Raw genomic sequence first — 17,518 nt, 5'->3', positions numbered from 1 at the left:
AATGGATAATTTAATACATATAGAGGTGGTAACACCTCTTGGTATGATTTACAATGATAATGTAAAATCTATTGTTCTTCCTGGAAGTGAAGGTGAATTTGGTGTTTTAAAAGGACATGCATCTTTAATTTCTTCTTTAAGGGCAGGGATTATAGATATAGAAAAATCAGATTCTACCCATGAGTTAGTTGCTATTGATTCAGGTCATGCAAAAGTTTCTGAAACGAAAGTAAGTGTTTTAGCAAAAGGTGCTGTGTGGGTTGGAGGAAATAGTGATAGTGAAATAGCAAAAAGATTAGCAGATGCAAAAGATTTAATCAAATCTATGAGTAGTGATAGTGTTGCTTTAGCTTCTACTTTTGCTAAGATGGATAATAATGTAAGGCAAAAATAGTGGATTTTCAATCAATTTTTCATTTTTTTGAAAATACAAGCTTAATTACTTATATTGTATTGGCTTGGCTTTCGGTGTATTTTATACTTAGTTTTAGTATTTTATTTTCAAGATTAATGCTTATTAATAAATGGATGCAAGATGAAAGTCAGGCTTTAGAAGCTTTGATGAGAGGAGAGAGGGATTTAAGCCAAAGTGCATCAATTTTAAAAAAATGTATTGAGATTGATGAAACTAAGATGAATATTTATAAAAATTCTGTTGAGAAAAAAGCCACAATTGGATTAACTTGGCTTAGTATTATTGCTTCAACCTCTCCTTTTATAGGTCTTTTTGGTACAGTTATTTCTATACTTGAAACTTTTGGTGGTTTAGAAATGCAAAATTCTTTGAGTATTATTGCGCCAAAAATTAGTGAAGCTTTGGTAGCTACAGGTTGTGGAATTTTAGTGGCAATTCCTGCATATAGTTTTCATTTGATTATCAAACGCAAAGCTTATGAACTAATTAATATTTTAGATAGTGAGATAAAAGTATTAGTAAGTTCAGCAAAGGTTTAATTGATGTTTTTAGAAGAAAAACCCGAACTAAATATTACACCTTTAGTGGATATTATGCTTGTATTGCTTGCTATTTTAATGGTAACAGCACCAAGTATTACATATGAAGAAAAAGTTCAACTTCCTCAAGGTTCACAAAAAACTTCAAGTGCTCCAAATATCAAAAGTTTAATTATAACAATTAATGCAAAAAAAGAAATTTTTATAGGAAAAGATAAATTTAATTTTTTAAGTTTTGCGGATAATATGAATGCATTAAAAGTGCAATATAATACTCAAGAAACAGTTTTCATTAGAGCGGATAAGAATTTAAAATATGATGATGTAATGAGTGTTTTAAGAACAATGAAGCATTTGGGTTTTCAAAAAGTTGCTTTGCAAACTGAGTAAAAAATGGAAGAAAATTCTACATATAATTTTAAAGCTTTTACTTATGCGATTTTAGTTTATTTTTTTGTTGTTTTTTTAGTATTTTTTAAGTTAGTCGAATATAAGCCAAAAGCTATTGAATATACCAATGATCCCAATAGTTTTATTAATATAGAACTTGGAGATAGTATAAATCAAAATCAAGTAAATATGATACAAGAGCTACAAAAGGAAAATTTGCAAAGTTTATTTGAAGAGAATCTTTTGCAAAAATACACTACAAATAAAAATGTTAATACTCAAAATGTAGAACAACAAGCTAGTGTTTTCAATGAGTTATTTGGCAAAATAGAAGACTATCAAGAAGAAAAAACTACAAAAGTACAATCTTCAATGCCATCGAAAAAACCTACTTTTACTCAAAGAGAAAAAATCAATGATTTTTCTAAGCAATTAAATGAAAATCTACAAATTAATCAAGAACTAGGACAATCTGTTATAGAACAAAAAATAGGAGTTTATGATCAATTTTTAGGTGCTGTTAGAAAACATCTTGAAGATAGATGGAGAATATACAATCCTAGTGGTAATTTAAGTATAGAAGTAGAATTTGTAATTGATAATAACGGATATTTTTATTTGCTAAGTACCACTAGCGCACATAGTGATAATTTTGATAAAAAGGCAAAAGAATTTTTACAAAATTTAGAAGGAAAATACATAACTTTACCTCCAAATGGTAAAATAAGAAAAATTAAAATGAAACTTAGTGATATAATTGAGTTTAAAACGGAGAAGTGATGAGAAAAATATTAGCGTTTTTATTTTTTTGTTCAGTATTATTTGGGCAAGATGCGACAATATCTGTTGTAAATAAAGGTATGCAATTACCTAAAATTTATATTAAGGATCAATCAAGATTGAATGATTTAGATCTTAAAAAAAGCTTTTATAATATGCTTGTTAATGATATAAAAGTGAGTTCAAATTTTGAATTAACTCAAGATGAAAAACAAGGTGATTATATTTTTTCTTATGTTTTAAATAAAAATGGTAAGCTTTTGGATATTGATGTTGAAATTTTAGCTACAAATGAAACAAAAACGAGATTTTATGAGCAAATTCTTTCCATTGAAGAATATCCATTTTTAGCACATAGAAGTGTCGCTCAAATGAATAGAAAATTAGGTTTTGCACCGGTTGATTGGATGGATCATAAAATTTTAATAGCTAGGACTCAAGGTAATAAGCAAAGTGATATTTTGTTAGCAGATTATACTTTAACTTATCAAAAGATATTAATATCAAAAGGTTTAAATTTATTTCCCAAATGGGCAAATAAAGAACAAGATGCATTTTATTTCACTGCTTATGAAGATGAAATTCCAACACTTTATAAATATAATATGAAAAATAAAAACATCACAAAAATCATTGCTAGTAAGGGTATGATGGTTGCTTCTGATGTTAGCGATGATGGTAAAAAAATTTTACTTACTATGGCGCCAAAAGATCAGCCAGATGTGTATTTGTATGATACAGATACAAAAGATTTAAAACAGATTACAAATTATACGGGTATTGATGTAAATGGCAACTTTGTAGATGATGATAAAAAAATCGTATTTGTATCAGATCGTTTAGGTTATCCAAATATTTTTATGCAAAATTTAGATTCTAATTTAACAGAACAAGTAGTTTTTCATGGTAAAAATAATTCTTCAGTTTCTACCTATAAACATTATATGGTTTATTCTAGCAGGGAGGTAAATCAAAGTGGGGTTTTTAATCTTTATTTAATGTCAACCAAAAGTGATTATATAAGACAACTCACTGCAAATGGTAAAAATCTTTTTCCAAGATTTTCAAGTGATGGAGAAAGTGTAGTATTTATTAAATATTTAGGTTCACAAAGTGCCTTAGGAGTCATTAGAATTAATGCAAATAGGGCTTTTCATTATGGTTTAAAGGTGGGTAAAATTCAATCAATTGATTGGTAAAATATCAAAATTGTATTTTTTTTGTTATAATTAAACATGATTTTTAAATAAAAAAGGGGAAAAGCAATGAAAAAAATCATTTTTGCTTCAATTACTGCATTTGCTGTTATTGTAAGTGGTTGTGCTACAAAAAATACTAGTGTAAGCAGTTCAAGTAGTGTAGATGGATCAAAAGGTAGTGGTGGTTCTGATAGATTTGAAAATCTTGAATCTTTAAATTCTATTGCAAATGTGTATTTTGATTTTGATAAATTTAATGTTAGAAAAGATATGCAAAAAGTTGTTGCAGATAATGCTGAAATTTTCAACAAAGAAGCCGCGAATGCTGCAATTGTAGTTGAAGGAAACTGCGATGAATGGGGAACTGATGAATATAATCAAGCTCTAGGTTTAAAAAGAGCTAAAGCTGTTAAAGAATCTTTAGTAGCTCAAGGTGTTAGCGCAGATAGAATAAGCGTAAAAAGTTATGGAGAAACTAATCCTGTATGCACTGAAAGAACAAAAGCTTGTGATGCGCAAAATCGTCGTGCAGAATTTAAATTATCAAAATAAGTTTTAAATAAATGAAAATCAAATTATTATCAGTAGCTCTTTTAGGAGCTACTTTTTTATACGCTGAAATTTCAGCATTTGATGCAGGAAAAGTAGATACAAAAACACCTTATGGCTTAACTCAAAATGAAAAATTACAATACGAAAATCAAGAACGCTTAAAAGCTTTAAATGAATATTATACTAATTTGACTAGTAAGATAAATACTGCTGTAGAAAATATAGAAGGTTTACAAAGTGTAACCGAGGGTTTAAATGCTCAATATTCTAAGGCAAATACAAAATTACTTTCACTAGAAGAAAACTATCAAAATTTTGATGCAAATATCACAAAAGAAATTCAAAATTTAAGAGCTTATGTAGAAGAAAATAGGCAAATTCAAGAAAAAAATCACCAAGAAATTCAAAAAGTATTGAGCGAAATAACAACTTTGATCAATAAAATTAATGATGATTATGTTTCTAAAGAAGATATGAACCAAACCATAACTTTTTTTCAATCGGAAATAGCTAGAGTGCAAAATCAAACAAATAATATCCAAGTTGTTCCTATTGCTAGTGAAAGCAATAAAACCCAAGAAGTCATTAAAGAAGTAAATACAACTTTGGAAAAAGAAATTGTTCAAGTGAAAGATGATAGTTGGAAAAAACTGCAATCTAGCGAAATTTTAAAAAAAGCTATTGATGAAACCAATAAAAATCAATTTGATGATGCAAAAGAAAAATTTGAGCATTTAATTAGTATCCATTATAAACCTGCTAGATCTACTTTTTGGCTTGGAGAGATAAGATATAAACAAAAAGATTATGCAGGCGCTTTGGGATTTTACAAAAAAAGTTCTGCTATAAGCACCAAGGGTGATTATGTGCCAAAATTACTTTATCATACGGCTATAAGCTTAGATAAAGTTGGGGATCCAAAAAGTGCTAATAAATTTTACAAAGCTTTAAAGACAGCTTATCCTGATAGTCCTGAAGCAAAAGTTTCGCCAGATAGAAAATAAAAAAAGGAGATAAAATGGCTATAGAAAAAAATAGTGTAGTTTCAATGTTTTATGAGTTAAAAGATGCAAACACAAATGAAGTTTTAGAATCAAATATTTATGCTGAACCTATTTCTTTTATTTTAGGTAAGGGTCAAATTTTAGAAGGACTAGAAGAAGAAATTCAAAAACTTGATGCCCCATGTAATGCCGATATTGTGATAAAAAAAGAAAATGCTTTGGGTGAATATGATGCAAATGCATTGCAAACTTTACCAAAAGAACAATTTGCAGGGATTGATTTGCAAGTTGGTATGGAGCTTTTTGGTGAAGGCGAAGATGGTAATACAGTAAGAGTAATTGTTAGAGAAATTACTGAGAATGAAGTTACTATTGATTATAATCATGCTTACGCAGGAAAAGACTTGTTATTTTCAATTAATATTGTAGATGTTAGAGCTGCAAGTGAAGATGAAATTTTAACAGGAATTATTGCAGGTAGCAGAAGTTGTGGATGTGGTGGTGGAGGACATCATCATGATCATCATCACGGACATGGTGGTGGATGTTGTGGTGGCCACGGACATGGTGGTGGCGGTTGCTGCGGTGGACACTAATGAATAGTGCATTTATTTTCCCAGGCCAAGGCTCTCAAAGTGTTGGTATGGGGCTTAGTTTTTATGAGAATTCACTTAAAGCAAGAGAATTATTAGATTGTGCAAGTGATTATTGTAAAATTGATTTTAAAAATTTGCTTTTTAAGGAAAATGAAAATTTAAATAAAAGTGAATTTACACAAATGGCCATAGTGTTAAACTCACTAATGGCTTATGAAGCTTTAAAAGAGCAAGCTAGTATAGAAGCTAAGTATAGTTTAGGCCATTCACTAGGAGAATTTAGTGCTTTAGCGACTCAAGGTGCATTTGACTTTTTAGATATTATAGCACTTGTTAACAAGCGTGGCCAATTTATGCAGGAGGATTGCTCTAAAATCGAAGCTGGTATGATGGTGGTTTTAGGACTTGAAGATAAAGTAGTAGAAGAACTTTGTCAAAAGGCATTAAGTGAGCAAAAAAGTATTTTTGCAGCTAATTATAATTGTGAAGGACAGATTGTAGTAGCGGGCTTAAAGCCTGATTTAGCTTCTTATGAGAGTGAGTTTAAGAATGCAGGAGCCAAAAGAGCTATGCTTTTGAATATGAGTGTTGCAAGCCATTGTCCATTATTAAAAAATGCGTCTTTAAAACTTACAAAAGAACTAGAGCTTGTGTTAAAAGATGATTTTAAAAGTGTAGTTTCAAATGTAAATGCAAAAATATATAGTGATAAAACTCAAGCTTTAACACTTTTAAGCGAGCAACTTATAAAGCCTGTTCTTTATAAACAAAGCATTAAAACAATAGACAATGAAGTGGATTTTTATATAGAATTTGGTGCGAGCGTGCTAAAGGGCTTAAATAAAAAAATCACTCAAAAAGAAACTTATGCTTTAAGTAAAATAGAAGATATTGATGAAATTCTAAAGGTGATTAAATGAAAATAGCTATTTTAGGAGCTATGCCCGAAGAGGTTACTCCTTTACTCGAAACATTAAAAGAATATCAAACAATTGAATATGCAAATAATACTTATTATATTGCAAAATACAAAAATCATGAATTAATCATCGCTTATTCTAAGATAGGGAAAGTAAATTCCACTCTTAGCGCGACTATTATGATAGAAAAATTTAAAGCTGAACTTATGCTTTTTACAGGAGTGGCTGGTGCTTTTAATCCTAGTTTGGAAATAGGGGATTTAATCTATGCTACAAAATTAGCTCAATATGATTTAGATATTACAGCTTTTGGACATCCGCTTGGTTATGTTCCTGGTAATGAAATTTTTATAAAAACAGATGATAAGCTTAATAATCTTGCCATAGAGGTTGCTAAAGAACTTGGTGTTAAATTACAATCAGGTATTATCGCTACGGGTGATGAATTTATTTGTGATGAGAATAAAAAAGCAAAAATTAGAGAAATTTTTAACGCAGATGCTTGTGAAATGGAAGGAGCTAGTGTGGCTTTGGTATGTGATGCTTTAAAAATTCCATGTTTGGTTTTAAGATCAATGAGTGATAAGGCAGGTGAAAAAGCTGAATTTGACTTTGATGAGTTTGTAGAAAAATCCGCTAAAATTTCAGCTAATTTTGTTTTAAAAATTTGTGAGAAATTATGATAAATCTTAGCAAAAGACTAATCAGAGAAGTTGCAAAAGCAAATGCTAAGTTTTCCTTAATAGGAGATAATGATAAAGTTTTATTAGGACTTAGTGGCGGGAAAGACTCTCTAGCTCTAGCTCATCTTTTAAAGCGTATGCAAGCACATGCACCTTTTAAATTTGAACTTAAAGCAGTAACTTTAAGTTATGGCATGGGTGAAGATTACACCAAACTTCATAATCACTGCAAAGAACATGGTATTGACCATGAGGTTATTGATTCTAATATTTATGAAATTTCAGGTGATACCATTAGAAAAAATTCAAGCTTTTGTAGCTATTTTTCAAGAATGAGACGTGGTGCTTTATATACTTACGCCTTAGAAAATGGTTTTAATAAATTAGCCATAGCTCATCATTTAGATGATGCAGTAGAGAGTTTTTTTATGAATTTCATTTATAATGGTGCTCTTAGAAGTTTAGCGCCAAAATATAAAAGTAAAAGAGGTATAGAAGTCATCCGTCCTTTGATTTTTGTAAGAGAAAGACAATTAAGGGAAAATGCTATTAATAATGAATTAGAAGTAATTGGTAATGAATTTTGTCCTGGTATGAAATTAAGTGAAAAAAATGTAAAATTTCCTCATGCTAGAGAAGAAGCTAAACAGCTTTTAGCAAATTTAGAAAAAGAAAATCCAAAATTATTTACGAGCTTAAAAACTGCATTTGAAAATATCCACACGGATAGTTTTTTCATGGTTAAGGATAATGACTAAACTTTTAATTATAGTTGATTATCAAAATGATTTTATCGATGGTAGCTTAGGTTTTGAAAAAGCTACCAAGATAAAAGATAATATTCTTACTCTTTTAAAAAATCATCAAGGTGATGTTGTTTTTACTTTTGATACGCATGATGAGAGCTATTTAAAAACCCAAGAAGGAAAAAAACTGCCTATTTATCATTGTATTAAAGATACTTTTGGTTGGCAAATGCCAAGTGATTTTAATGTGTATTTAAAAAATGCAAAAAAAATCTTTTATAAGAATGCTTTTGGTAGTTTAGAATTGGCTAATTTTTTAAAACAAAATCATTATGAAAGTATAGAATTTTGTGGTTTGGTTTCGCATATTTGTGTATTTAGTAATATTATTTTAGCTCAAAGCGCCACGCCTAATTCTAAAATTATTTTACATAAAAACGCTACTGCAAGTTTTAACGAATCTTTAGAAAATAGTGCTTATGAAATTTTACAAGCTTATGGCATAGAGCTTTTATAGATGCAAGGCTTTATTTTGCACACTCAGAGCGTAAAAGATGAGGATTTGATTGTTTATCTTTTAAGTGCCAAAAAAGTTATTAAAAGTTATAGATTTTACGGAATGAGACATTCTAATATTCTAAATGGATATAAGATTGATTTTGAACTTGAGGAAAGTTCTAGATTTTTACCGCGCTTAAAAGATGTTTTACATATTGGATTTTCTTGGGTTTTAGATAGAGAAAAAATGTTTTTTTGGCAAGAATTTATCAGGCTTTTTTATTGGCATTTAAAAGATGTTGAGGAGATTGATAGTTTTTATTTTGAGCTTTTAGAAGATTGTGCTAAGCGTTTTGAAAAACAAGATTGCAAGCGTGTGATTGTGGATGCTTATTTAAAGATTCTAAGCTTTGAAGGACGCTTGCATAAGGATTTTATTTGCTTTTTGTGTGATGAGTGTATAAAAGAAGATGTTGTATTAGTAAGGGCTTTTTTGCCTGCACATAAAAAATGTGCTTTTGGCTATGAGTTTAAAGCTAAAGATCTTGTGAGGTTTTATGAAAATTTTAATTCATCGCATTTTAGCGATGAATATATTGATAATTTATATAAAATCATTAAAGAGGGTTTTTAAGAGTAATATCATACATCATAATAGCCTCTTGTCTTAATTTTGCGATGATATTTGCACTATCAATATGTGTATTTTTTATAATAGCTTCCTTGCTATTTTTAATATCTTCAAGCAAATTTCCAAGTTGTTTTTGGGAGCTTTGTAAGCAAGTGCTTATACATTTTGGTTGTGTTTGTTGTAAAACTTGCTCGAAATTTAAACTATGATTGTTAAGCTTTGAAGCATGTGCTGCTAGATTATTTGCACTTGTTCTAATGCCACCTAATGCTTTGTAAATCCCTTTTGAATTGATATGAGCTGCCATGAACCTTCCTTGTTTTATGGTATCTCTTCATTCATATTGCTTAGAATTTTACAAGCAAAAATCATTCCTTATTGAAAAATTCTTGCATATATTTTCGCATAATTTCTGCATCATTAATGCGATTAACACAATCTCTAAAATTTGAAGCATCTTCATAGCCTTTAGAATATTCATGTAAGTGCTTTCTAAATATGCTTATACCTTGTTCTTTATAATGTTTTAGCATTTCTTCAAAATGCGTAAAGATGATTTTGTTTTTTAAAATTTTATCGATTTTTTTGCCAGTTTTTACCTCGTGAAATATCCAAGGTTTTCCTATGCTTGCACGCCCTATCATCAATGCATCACAATTTGTTATTTTAAAAACTTCTTTAGTATTTTCTGTGCTAATATCGCCATTTGCAACTAAAGGAATTTTGATATTTTCTTTAGCTAAAGCTATAGCTTCATAATCAGAATTTCCGCTATACATTTGTTTTCTAGTGCGACCATGCATACTGATAAAATCTACCCCAGCATTTTCACATGCTTTAGCAATAGCAATAGGATCTTTTTTTTCAAACCCTAATCTTACTTTGACACTAGTTAGCTTTTTATTGCTTGTTTTTTTGATAAGTTCTAAAATTCTTTGCAATTTATCAAGATCTTGCAAAAGAGCACTACCTGCACATTGTTTTATAACTTTATTTACAGGACAGCCGCAATTAAAATCAATCCCATCTATAAAATCAAAACGATTTAATATTTCTACCGCTCTTTGAATCACACTTTCATCCGAGCCTGCAATTTGAACTATATAAGGATTCTCAAGTTCAGCTTTTTCCAACATTTTAAGAGTTTTTGAGCTTTCATACACTAAAGCATTAGAACTTATCATCTCACTAATTGTTACATCGGCCCCAAATTGCTTAACTAAATTTCTCAAAGGCAAGTCTGAAAAACCTGCCATAGGAGCTAAAAACAAAGGTTTTTTACTAAAATCTATCATTGTATAAATTTTTCAAGTTCTATTTTTTTATTATGTTCTCTTAAAAAGAGTAAGAGTCTAAAATCCTTATGTTCGTTTTGATCATTTCCTAATTCATTAAGCAATTCATCATACATACCAAATTCTGCTAAAGTATAAAGATAAGCTTTTAAAGCTTGAGAATGACTATCTTTTAACTTTTTAAATAAAGCAATTAATATTTGAGGCTCTATTTTTTTACAAAGTATTTTTGTGCATTGTAAATATGACTTATCATCTAAGGTATTCATGCTAAGCAAAACTTCGATTTCAGCATGATTTAATTCCAAATTTTCTTTTTCAAATCTATCCAAAAGTAATAAAATATCATCTTGATTTTTTTGTATTTTTAGTGTTTTAATTTGGCTATAAGGTGCATTATCTAATACCATTTTATAAGCAAAATTTTCTAATTCATTTGTCAGAGTTTCTTTATTTTTAATAAAAGAAAAAGCATAGTCGCTATCTTTTTGGAAGTGATTTTTTTCATTTAAAATGAAAATTTCATTATGTGGATCGAGTTTGTATTTTTTTAATTCCACAAATTCCTTTTTGTCTAACTGCTCTAAAATATTTATAATATCATCTATTTTTGTATTTTGATTTTTTTCTTTAAAATAAAGAGCTTGAGTGTTTTTGGCTATATCTTGAAATTCTTGAGTTTTAAATTTAATTTTGCTTATTTTTTTCAAAAATACATCAATTAAAAAATTTTCATAATTTTTGCTGTCTTTAATAAGATTTTTGTATTGTAAATGTTTTAAAAAGCCATAAAAACTCATATGCAATAAAGCTAAAACCATCAAAATAAATGCAGGTAAAATTACCCATAAGCTGATAGGTAAATTTAGCTCAAAAGTAGAAATTGTGAAAGTGTAATTTCCCAAATTTAGATTATAAACTAAGGCTGCTACGATTAAAAGATAAACTAAACTTGCAAAGAAAAATAATTTTACTTTCATAATTCTTTCCTTTTTTCTAAGTTTTCACGACAATTTATACAATATTTTGCGTGAGGTTTTACTTTGAGTCTTTCAGGATGTATATCTTCATCACAATACTCACAAATTCCATAAGTATTGTTATCTATTTTGCTTAATGAATGTTTAATTTCTTCTAATTCTGTTTTTAAATTTTCATTGATTTTTAAGTCAATATGTGAGCTGTTGTCAATTTGTTGTAAATCAACTTCATCTCTTGGTTCACTATCTTGCAGATCATGGATATTGTCTATATTACCTTGAAGTTCTTGTAAAATTTCTTTTTGTCTTTGAAGTAATATATTTTTAAATTCTTCAAGATTTAACTCTTGCATAAATGCTCCTATTTGTGGTATGGATGATTTGTATTAATGCAAAATGCACGATAAATTTGTTCTAAAAGCATAGTTTTGGCAAATTTATGCACTAAAGTCATTTTGCTAAGAGCTATGCTTGTATGCATTTGTGCGATGAATTCTTTTTCAAGGCCATAAGCACCGCCTATAAAAAAAGAAATTTCATTTTTATCTTGTAATAATTTAGCAAATTCTACACTTGTAAGCTCTTTACCATTTTCATCTAAAGCTATGCAAAAACCTTTTTTATAAGGATTTAGCGCGTTTGTATAAGATTTTTTTGCTTCTATGGTATTGGTATTTTGTGCTAAATTAATTTTACTGTTAAAAATACAAATATCATTAAAATTGCAAAATTTTTTGATGAGCTTGGTGTAGTGCTCATCTATTTTACTGAATTCATTATTATTGTTTTTTTGAATGCTTAAAAGATTAATATGCATTTTTAATTTTTAGAAAAAAATCTTAAAAAATCTGCTATAAATTTTTTATGTTCACTTCTTTCTACAATAGCATCAATTAATCCATGTTCAAGTAAAAATTCGGCCTTTTGAAAGCCTTCTGGTAAATCAGTACCTATAGTTTGTTTGATAACTCTAGCTCCTGCAAAACCTACTAGGGCACCAGGTTCAGCCATAATGATATCTCCAAGCCAAGCAAACGATGCACTCACTCCACCCATAGTTGGATCAGTTAAGACAGAAATATAGGGAAGCTTTTCTTCTGCTAATAGCTTTAATGCCGCACTTGTTTTGCTCATTTGCATTAAAGAATAAGTGCTTTCTTGCATTCTAGCTCCACCACTTGCACTCACTATAACAACAGGAGTTTTTTTCTCAATCGCTCTTTCAATAGCTCTAAGAATTTTTTCACCTTCTACTGAGCCCAAACTTCCACCCATGAAAGAAAAATCAAAAACAACTAATTGAGTTTTAATGCCATCTATATTGCACTCGCCGCTTATTATAGCGCTTTTTCTTCCTGTTTTTTCTTCATTTTCTGCTAATCTTTTTTTATATGATTTACTATCAACAAATTTAAGCGGATCAATCGCATGTAAATCTTTATCCATTTCTACAAAAGTATCTTCATCACTAAGTAGCTCGATGCGTTTTAAAGGATTTAATCTCATATGAAAATTACATTTAGGGCAAACATTATAACAAGTTTCTATTTCTTTATAATACATTAACGCATGACAAGAATTACATTTTACCCAGTGGTTTGGAGCTTCGCTTGGAGCGGCTTGTTTGCGTCTTATACTAGAAAAAATATCTAAAAAATTCATTATCTCTACCTAAAATAAAATTTCAAAATTATAGCAAGATTTTAGTATTTTTAAAATCTTGCACCCAACATAAACTCGAATTTGCTTAAGTCGTCTTTTGAATTAGTGTTAAATGGTTTAGCAAAAACTAAATTTAAAGCACCTAGTGGGGTTAGCCACTCAAAGCCAACACCTGTGCTCCATCTTTGAATTTGACTTAAAGAACTTTCTCCTATGGCACCATAGTCAAAAAATACACTTCCTCTTAGTTTGATTCTATCAAAGATTGGAAAGCTAAGCTCTACAGAATTTGCAAAAGCCACTGTACCACCTGTTTCATCACCCCATTCGTTTTTAGGACTCACGCTTCTTCTATCAAAACCTCTAATAGTTCCTATGCCTCCAAGGTATAATTTTTCATTGATAGGTAAATAACCTTGATCCCATACCTTATAAAAACTTGCTTTATAGCGATAAATCAAATCCCAACCTATAAATTCTTCTAAGCCTTGATAATAATTAAATTTAGTAGTAGAGCTTATAAATTCTTGATCTCCACCTAAGCCTGCATATTCAAGTGAGGTTGAAGCGATAAAACCTGATCTTGGTAGATAATAATCATCTGTATTGTTAAATACTATTGAAGGAGTGATAGAGCTTTTGTAAGTTTTACCAAGTTTATATCCTTGAGCTATTAAGCGATCACTCAAATGATAAATATCACTTTGCTCAAGATTGTAAGTTAAATCTATGCTTGTATATCTTCCCAAAGTTTTACCAACACTTATATCAAAACCATAGTTTCTCTCATCATAACTATCCCATTCTAAACGATCTGAATATAATGATCCTCCAAGAGAATAATCACTATCATTTACTCTAGGATTTCTTAAAGATATTCTACCTGAAAGTGTATCATCGCCTTTGTCTATACTTACACTTCCTTTCATGCCAGAGCCTAAGATATTTGCATCAGATAATGAAGCACTAAGTAAAATTCCATCACTAGTTCCATAACCAATACCACCTGAAATAGCTCCAGTTGAAGCTTCTTTGACTTCTACTATCAAATCAATATGCGTATCATCTACTCTTTGTTCTTTAATATCTACATTTTCAAAATATGCAGTTCTTCTTAGAGCATTTCTTGAGTCTATTAAATCAGTTCTATTATAAAGATTGCCTTCGGTTAGATAAAGCTCTCTACGAATAACCCTATCAACTGTTTTAGTATTACCTGAAATTTCAACATTTCTAACATATACTTTTTCATTAGGTATGACTTTAAAAATAATCATAGCTTCATGGTTTTCTTTATCTTTTTGTATATCAGGTATAACCTGTACAAAAGCATAACCCAAATCAGCTGTCTTTGTTTCTATAGTTTTTATATCTTCTCTTAGTTTTTCTATATTAACTATTTTTCCAACACTTAATTTTAAATCATTTACTAAAGCTTCATTTTCTTCATCACTAAAAATAGGATTAAAAATTTTAATCCCTTTAACTTTATAAACCTCACCCTCGTTGATAAAATAAGTTAAATCAGCTTGATAAGTATCTGTATAAGTATTTAAAAAAGCAGGAGATACGCTCACATCAAGATAACCTTCTTTTAAATATACATCTGAAATTCTTGAGCTATCATTTGCAAGATCAAAGATTTTAAGCTTACCATCATTAAAGCCCCACATCCAGCCTAGAGCTTCTCTTTGTTTATTTGCTACTGCAGGTTCAATATCTGAATAACTTAAATTTTTTGCACCACTTAAATGTACTTTTTCTATGATGATATTTTCCCCACGATTTACAACAAAAGTAAGTTTTAATGAGCTTGAATTACTTAATTTTTCATCTTTGATTTCTACAACAGTATCATAAAAACCTTTGGCTTGATAAAAAAGTTTGATTTTTTCAGCTGCGTCTTTAGCTGAATTTTCATCATATAAAATTCCAGGTTTTAAACCAACAAGGCTTTCTATTTGTTTTCTATCGTTACTTGCTATACCTTGAATATCTATTTTTCCAATGGAAGGTTTTTCTATTACTTTAAAAGTTAGCACCCCATTTTTTTCTTCTACTACTATATCTTTAAAATAATTTCTATCAAAAAGGTTTTTAATCGCTATGTCTATACTAGCAGGATCGATTTTTTGTCCTATTTTTAATTTAGAAATCGCAATAGCACTTTCTTTAGAAAGTTGCGATAAGCCTTCAAATTTTATATCTTTAATCGTAGCTGCACATAAAGAACTTGAGAGTGCAAAGAAAACAAACCATTTTTTCATCATTTTACCTAAATTTTTATATACAAAATCGTTATAATACCAAAATATTTTTAACTAATGCTTTTTAAGGAAAATTTATGAAATTAGGTATAATCGGACTTGGCTTAATAGGTGGATCTTTGGGCCTTAGCTTAAGAGAGAATAAATTAATAGATTTAGTTTGCGGATATGATATAAACAAAGAATTTGAACAAATCGCGCTAGAGCGAAAATTAATAGATAAAATTGTTTCATTTGAAGAGTTAAAAAAATGTGATGTGATTTTTTTAGCTATCCCTGTAAGAGCTATTGTAAAAATTTTAAAAGAATTTCAAGATATTTCTAAAGATTGCACTATCATTGAGCTTGGAAGTACAAAAGAAGAAATTATTAAAAATTTACCATCTGATTTACAAAGTCAATTTATCGCAGCTCACCCTATGGCAGGAACTGAAAATAGTGGTCCAAATGCAGCTATAAAAGACTTGTATAAAAATGCAGTTTGTGTTTTGTGCGATGTGCAAAATGCTGATCATATTCATCAAAAAAGGGCTATAGAAATTTTTTCAGATTTAGGAATGAAGCTTGTATTTATGGATAGTATTTCACATGATCATCATGCTTCTATCATTTCACACTTACCGCATGTGATTAGTTTTTCTTTGGCAAATTTTGTGATGAAAGAAGAAAATAAAAAAAATATAGCCCATCTAGGAGGCCCTTCTTTTAAAGATATGTGTAGAATTGCAAAATCAAACCCTCAAATGTGGAGCGGTATTTTTGAACAAAACAAACAAAATTTATTAAATTCTATTGATTTATTTCAAAAAGAATTACAAGAGTGTAAAAAAATGATAGAAAAATGTGATATAAATGAACTTGAAGCTTGGATTAAAAGTGCAAATAAGTTAAGAGAAATTTTGTAAAATTTTTTATAATTTACTCTTAATTTGCTAAAGCATAATATATTTTTACAAAAATTATACAATGAAAGTGGAGAATATGGTTTTTACGCGCAAAAGATCAAATAAAAAATGGATTTTTCTAGTTTTTTTAATACTTTTAGTCTTTGGGGTTTTTGTGTTAAATACAAAGCTGTTTGAAAAAAATCCTCCATTAATCCAAACAAAATCAGATATTATTTATAGCAATTTAACAGATCCTATATCTATAGAAATAAGCGATGAAAGCGTTTTAAAAGATGTTAAAGTCACGCTATTTAAAGCAAATGAATTAAATGGTGAAATGCTTGTTAATGAACATGTTAAAGGTAATAAAAAAAGTGTCCATTTTGATTTAAAACTACCAAAACCAGCTTATAAAGAAAATGTTGATTCTTATAAGCTTGTAATAGAAGCAAGTGATAGTAGTTTTTGGAATTTCTTTTTAGGAAATCAAGCGCTTAAAGAAGTGAAAGTTATCATTGATACCAAAAAACCATTTGTAGAAATTTTAGACAATTCTTATCAAATCGAACAAGGTGGAGTAGGTAGTGTGGTATTTAAAGCAAGTGATGAGAATTTACAAGAAGTTTATATCACAACTGATAAAGATAAAATTTTTAAAGCAACTCCTTATGTGAAAGAAGGATATTATGCTGCTTTGATTCCTTGGGAGGCAACTGATGAGCATTTTAGAGCTTATGTGGTGGCAGTGGATAAAGCAGGTAATGTAAACAAACAAAGAATTAGATATTATTTTACCAATAAAAAATACCGAGTATCTAATATAAAAGTAAGTGACAGATTTTTAGATGGAAAGATTGAATTTTTAGCACAAAAATATGCTCCAAAAGATAGAGAATTAAGCAGGCTTGAAAAATTTAAATTTGTTAATGAGGACTTAAGAGCTTCTAATGAAGTTATCATTCATGATATTACGAGTAAAGTTCCTGATACTATGATTAATAATTTTAAAGTCAATCTTTTCAAGCCTTTAAAAAATGGCCAAAAAGTAGCTGATTATGCTGATCATAGGTTTTATTCTTATAATAATCAAGCATTTAGTAGCTCTTATCACATGGGGCTTGATTTAGCAAGTGTAAAAGAAGCGCCTATCATTAGCAATAATGATGGTGAAGTGGTATTTGTACAAGAAAATGGAATTTATGGACTAAATATTATTATTTATCATGGTTTTGGGATTTATACTCTTTATGGACATTGCACTAATGTGGATGTAAATGTGGGCGATAGAGTTAGAGCAGGTGATGTTATAGGCACTACAGGCACTACAGGCTTAGCGCTTGGAGATCATGTGCATTTTGGTGTTTTGGTGCAAGGTGTTGAAGTGCGTCCTGAGCAATGGCAAGATGCAAAATGGATAAAAGAAAATATCTATAATGTATTAGAATCAAGCAAAAAAAGAATTTTGAGTGAATAA

Annotated in this window: 22 protein-coding genes; 15 read left to right on the top strand and 7 right to left on the bottom strand. The window is 29.3% G+C overall.

All coding sequences use genetic code 11. The features are described from left to right. Position 1: 1 nt before the first annotated feature. From atpC to recO, 13 genes are all read left to right on the top strand, one after another. Complete coding sequence (gene atpC, locus L8T82_RS03895) at positions 2-394, top strand: ATP synthase F1 subunit epsilon (RefSeq protein ID WP_133319665.1); 393 nt, start codon at positions 2-4, stop codon at positions 392-394. Further along, the gene (locus L8T82_RS03890; RefSeq protein WP_220566504.1) at positions 394-954 is read left to right on the top strand and encodes a MotA/TolQ/ExbB proton channel family protein; all 561 of its coding nucleotides are present in this window, start codon (positions 394-396) and stop codon (positions 952-954) included. The genes atpC and L8T82_RS03890 overlap by 1 nt, the downstream gene beginning before the upstream one ends. Further along, complete coding sequence (locus L8T82_RS03885; RefSeq protein ID WP_133319663.1) at positions 955-1,344, top strand: ExbD/TolR family protein; 390 nt, start codon at positions 955-957, stop codon at positions 1,342-1,344. Positions 1,345-1,347: 3 nt separating this feature from the next. After that, positions 1,348-2,124 carry a TonB C-terminal domain-containing protein gene (locus L8T82_RS03880; RefSeq protein ID WP_133319662.1) on the top strand — a complete coding sequence of 259 codons (777 nt, stop codon included), beginning with the start codon at positions 1,348-1,350 and terminating at the stop codon, positions 2,122-2,124. Then, a complete protein-coding gene (gene tolB, locus L8T82_RS03875; RefSeq protein ID WP_263725911.1) occupies positions 2,124-3,323 on the top strand; it encodes a Tol-Pal system protein TolB in 1,200 nt (399 codons plus the stop codon). Before L8T82_RS03880 ends, tolB begins: the two co-directional genes overlap by 1 nt. Positions 3,324-3,389: 66 nt before the next feature. Then, positions 3,390-3,875: a peptidoglycan-associated lipoprotein Pal gene (gene pal / locus L8T82_RS03870; RefSeq protein ID WP_133319660.1), complete on the top strand. Its 486-nt coding sequence runs from the start codon at positions 3,390-3,392 to the stop codon at positions 3,873-3,875. Positions 3,876-3,886: 11 nt separating this feature from the next. Then, entirely contained in the window at positions 3,887-4,879 is a 993-nt protein-coding gene (locus L8T82_RS03865) for a tetratricopeptide repeat protein (RefSeq protein WP_220566502.1), read from the top strand. Positions 4,880-4,893: 14 nt separating this feature from the next. Then, positions 4,894-5,475 (top strand): FKBP-type peptidyl-prolyl cis-trans isomerase, encoded by a 582-nt coding sequence (locus L8T82_RS03860; RefSeq protein ID WP_263659718.1) that lies wholly within the window; start codon positions 4,894-4,896, stop codon positions 5,473-5,475. Beyond that, positions 5,475-6,395, top strand: coding sequence for an ACP S-malonyltransferase (gene fabD, locus L8T82_RS03855; protein WP_263725910.1), 921 nt, complete (start codon positions 5,475-5,477; stop codon positions 6,393-6,395). The genes L8T82_RS03860 and fabD overlap by 1 nt, the downstream gene beginning before the upstream one ends. Continuing rightward, positions 6,392-7,078 (top strand): 5'-methylthioadenosine/adenosylhomocysteine nucleosidase, encoded by a 687-nt coding sequence (locus L8T82_RS03850; RefSeq protein WP_133319656.1) that lies wholly within the window; start codon positions 6,392-6,394, stop codon positions 7,076-7,078. Before fabD ends, L8T82_RS03850 begins: the two co-directional genes overlap by 4 nt. Further along, the gene (locus tag L8T82_RS03845) at positions 7,075-7,836 is read left to right on the top strand and encodes an ATP-binding protein (protein WP_220566499.1); all 762 of its coding nucleotides are present in this window, start codon (positions 7,075-7,077) and stop codon (positions 7,834-7,836) included. The genes L8T82_RS03850 and L8T82_RS03845 overlap by 4 nt, the downstream gene beginning before the upstream one ends. Continuing rightward, a complete protein-coding gene (locus L8T82_RS03840) occupies positions 7,829-8,341 on the top strand; it encodes a cysteine hydrolase family protein (RefSeq protein WP_263662859.1) in 513 nt (170 codons plus the stop codon). The genes L8T82_RS03845 and L8T82_RS03840 overlap by 8 nt, the downstream gene beginning before the upstream one ends. Beyond that, on the top strand, positions 8,342-8,956 hold the full coding sequence (gene recO, locus L8T82_RS03835; protein WP_263660730.1) for a recombination protein RecO: 615 nt from the start codon (positions 8,342-8,344) through the stop codon (positions 8,954-8,956). Here recO and L8T82_RS03830 read toward each other — a convergent pair. The 7 genes from L8T82_RS03830 to bamA form a co-directional block, all read right to left on the bottom strand. Then, on the bottom strand, positions 8,940-9,260 hold the full coding sequence (locus L8T82_RS03830; protein WP_133319652.1) for a hypothetical protein: 321 nt from the start codon (positions 9,258-9,260) through the stop codon (positions 8,940-8,942). The genes recO and L8T82_RS03830 overlap by 17 nt on opposite strands. Before the next feature lie 61 nt (positions 9,261-9,321). After that, on the bottom strand, positions 9,322-10,248 hold the full coding sequence (locus L8T82_RS03825; RefSeq protein WP_263725908.1) for a tRNA dihydrouridine synthase: 927 nt from the start codon (positions 10,246-10,248) through the stop codon (positions 9,322-9,324). Next, positions 10,245-11,228: a hypothetical protein gene (locus tag L8T82_RS03820; protein ID WP_263725907.1), complete on the bottom strand. Its 984-nt coding sequence runs from the start codon at positions 11,226-11,228 to the stop codon at positions 10,245-10,247. Before L8T82_RS03820 ends, L8T82_RS03825 begins: the two co-directional genes overlap by 4 nt. After that, positions 11,225-11,581: an RNA polymerase-binding protein DksA gene (gene dksA, locus L8T82_RS03815; RefSeq protein ID WP_133319649.1), complete on the bottom strand. Its 357-nt coding sequence runs from the start codon at positions 11,579-11,581 to the stop codon at positions 11,225-11,227. The genes L8T82_RS03820 and dksA overlap by 4 nt, the downstream gene beginning before the upstream one ends. 8 nt (positions 11,582-11,589) lie before the next feature. After that, entirely contained in the window at positions 11,590-12,045 is a 456-nt protein-coding gene (locus L8T82_RS03810; RefSeq protein WP_263661931.1) for a 23S rRNA (pseudouridine(1915)-N(3))-methyltransferase RlmH, read from the bottom strand. A gap of 2 nt (positions 12,046-12,047) precedes the next feature. Further along, on the bottom strand, positions 12,048-12,890 hold the full coding sequence (accD, locus tag L8T82_RS03805; protein WP_263661930.1) for an acetyl-CoA carboxylase, carboxyltransferase subunit beta: 843 nt from the start codon (positions 12,888-12,890) through the stop codon (positions 12,048-12,050). 50 nt (positions 12,891-12,940) lie between these two features. Continuing rightward, positions 12,941-15,157, bottom strand: a complete 2,217-nt coding sequence (gene bamA, locus L8T82_RS03800) for an outer membrane protein assembly factor BamA (RefSeq protein WP_263676315.1) — start codon at positions 15,155-15,157, stop codon at positions 12,941-12,943. Between the two features lie 77 nt (positions 15,158-15,234). On the opposite strand from bamA, the gene L8T82_RS03795 reads away from it, so the two are divergent. Together L8T82_RS03795 and L8T82_RS03790 are read left to right on the top strand one after the other, a co-directional pair. After that, positions 15,235-16,062 carry a prephenate dehydrogenase gene (locus L8T82_RS03795; RefSeq protein WP_263725906.1) on the top strand — a complete coding sequence of 276 codons (828 nt, stop codon included), beginning with the start codon at positions 15,235-15,237 and terminating at the stop codon, positions 16,060-16,062. A 76-nt stretch (positions 16,063-16,138) separates the two neighbouring features. After that, positions 16,139-17,518: a M23 family metallopeptidase gene (locus L8T82_RS03790; RefSeq protein WP_263661637.1), complete on the top strand. Its 1,380-nt coding sequence runs from the start codon at positions 16,139-16,141 to the stop codon at positions 17,516-17,518.

The sequence above is a fragment of the Campylobacter sp. IFREMER_LSEM_CL292 genome (assembly GCF_025771615.1).
GTDB lineage: Bacteria > Campylobacterota > Campylobacteria > Campylobacterales > Campylobacteraceae > Campylobacter_D > Campylobacter_D lari_D.
The sequence above is the reverse complement of the archived record's forward strand: the minus strand, read 5'-3'. Positions and strand labels throughout refer to the sequence as shown.

Bases quoted from the DNA above. Each gene is read 5' to 3' on its own strand.
- atpC (WP_133319665.1), top strand. From the start codon at position 2: ATGGATAATTTAATACATATAGAGGTGGTAACACCTCTTGGTATGATT.
- L8T82_RS03880 (WP_133319662.1), top strand. From the start codon at position 1,348: ATGGAAGAAAATTCTACATATAATTTTAAAGCTTTTACTTATGCGATT.
- tolB (WP_263725911.1), top strand. From the start codon at position 2,124: ATGAGAAAAATATTAGCGTTTTTATTTTTTTGTTCAGTATTATTTGGG.
- pal (WP_133319660.1), top strand. From the start codon at position 3,390: ATGAAAAAAATCATTTTTGCTTCAATTACTGCATTTGCTGTTATTGTA.
- L8T82_RS03865 (WP_220566502.1), top strand. From the start codon at position 3,887: ATGAAAATCAAATTATTATCAGTAGCTCTTTTAGGAGCTACTTTTTTA.
- L8T82_RS03860 (WP_263659718.1), top strand. From the start codon at position 4,894: ATGGCTATAGAAAAAAATAGTGTAGTTTCAATGTTTTATGAGTTAAAA.
- fabD (WP_263725910.1), top strand. From the start codon at position 5,475: ATGAATAGTGCATTTATTTTCCCAGGCCAAGGCTCTCAAAGTGTTGGT.
- L8T82_RS03850 (WP_133319656.1), top strand. From the start codon at position 6,392: ATGAAAATAGCTATTTTAGGAGCTATGCCCGAAGAGGTTACTCCTTTA.
- L8T82_RS03845 (WP_220566499.1), top strand. From the start codon at position 7,075: ATGATAAATCTTAGCAAAAGACTAATCAGAGAAGTTGCAAAAGCAAAT.
- L8T82_RS03840 (WP_263662859.1), top strand. From the start codon at position 7,829: ATGACTAAACTTTTAATTATAGTTGATTATCAAAATGATTTTATCGAT.
- recO (WP_263660730.1), top strand. From the start codon at position 8,342: ATGCAAGGCTTTATTTTGCACACTCAGAGCGTAAAAGATGAGGATTTG.
- L8T82_RS03830 (WP_133319652.1), bottom strand. From the start codon at position 9,260: ATGGCAGCTCATATCAATTCAAAAGGGATTTACAAAGCATTAGGTGGC.
- L8T82_RS03825 (WP_263725908.1), bottom strand. From the start codon at position 10,248: ATGATAGATTTTAGTAAAAAACCTTTGTTTTTAGCTCCTATGGCAGGT.
- L8T82_RS03820 (WP_263725907.1), bottom strand. From the start codon at position 11,228: ATGAAAGTAAAATTATTTTTCTTTGCAAGTTTAGTTTATCTTTTAATC.
- dksA (WP_133319649.1), bottom strand. From the start codon at position 11,581: ATGCAAGAGTTAAATCTTGAAGAATTTAAAAATATATTACTTCAAAGA.
- L8T82_RS03810 (WP_263661931.1), bottom strand. From the start codon at position 12,045: ATGCATATTAATCTTTTAAGCATTCAAAAAAACAATAATAATGAATTC.
- accD (WP_263661930.1), bottom strand. From the start codon at position 12,890: ATGAATTTTTTAGATATTTTTTCTAGTATAAGACGCAAACAAGCCGCT.
- bamA (WP_263676315.1), bottom strand. From the start codon at position 15,157: ATGAAAAAATGGTTTGTTTTCTTTGCACTCTCAAGTTCTTTATGTGCA.
- L8T82_RS03795 (WP_263725906.1), top strand. From the start codon at position 15,235: ATGAAATTAGGTATAATCGGACTTGGCTTAATAGGTGGATCTTTGGGC.
- L8T82_RS03790 (WP_263661637.1), top strand. From the start codon at position 16,139: ATGGTTTTTACGCGCAAAAGATCAAATAAAAAATGGATTTTTCTAGTT.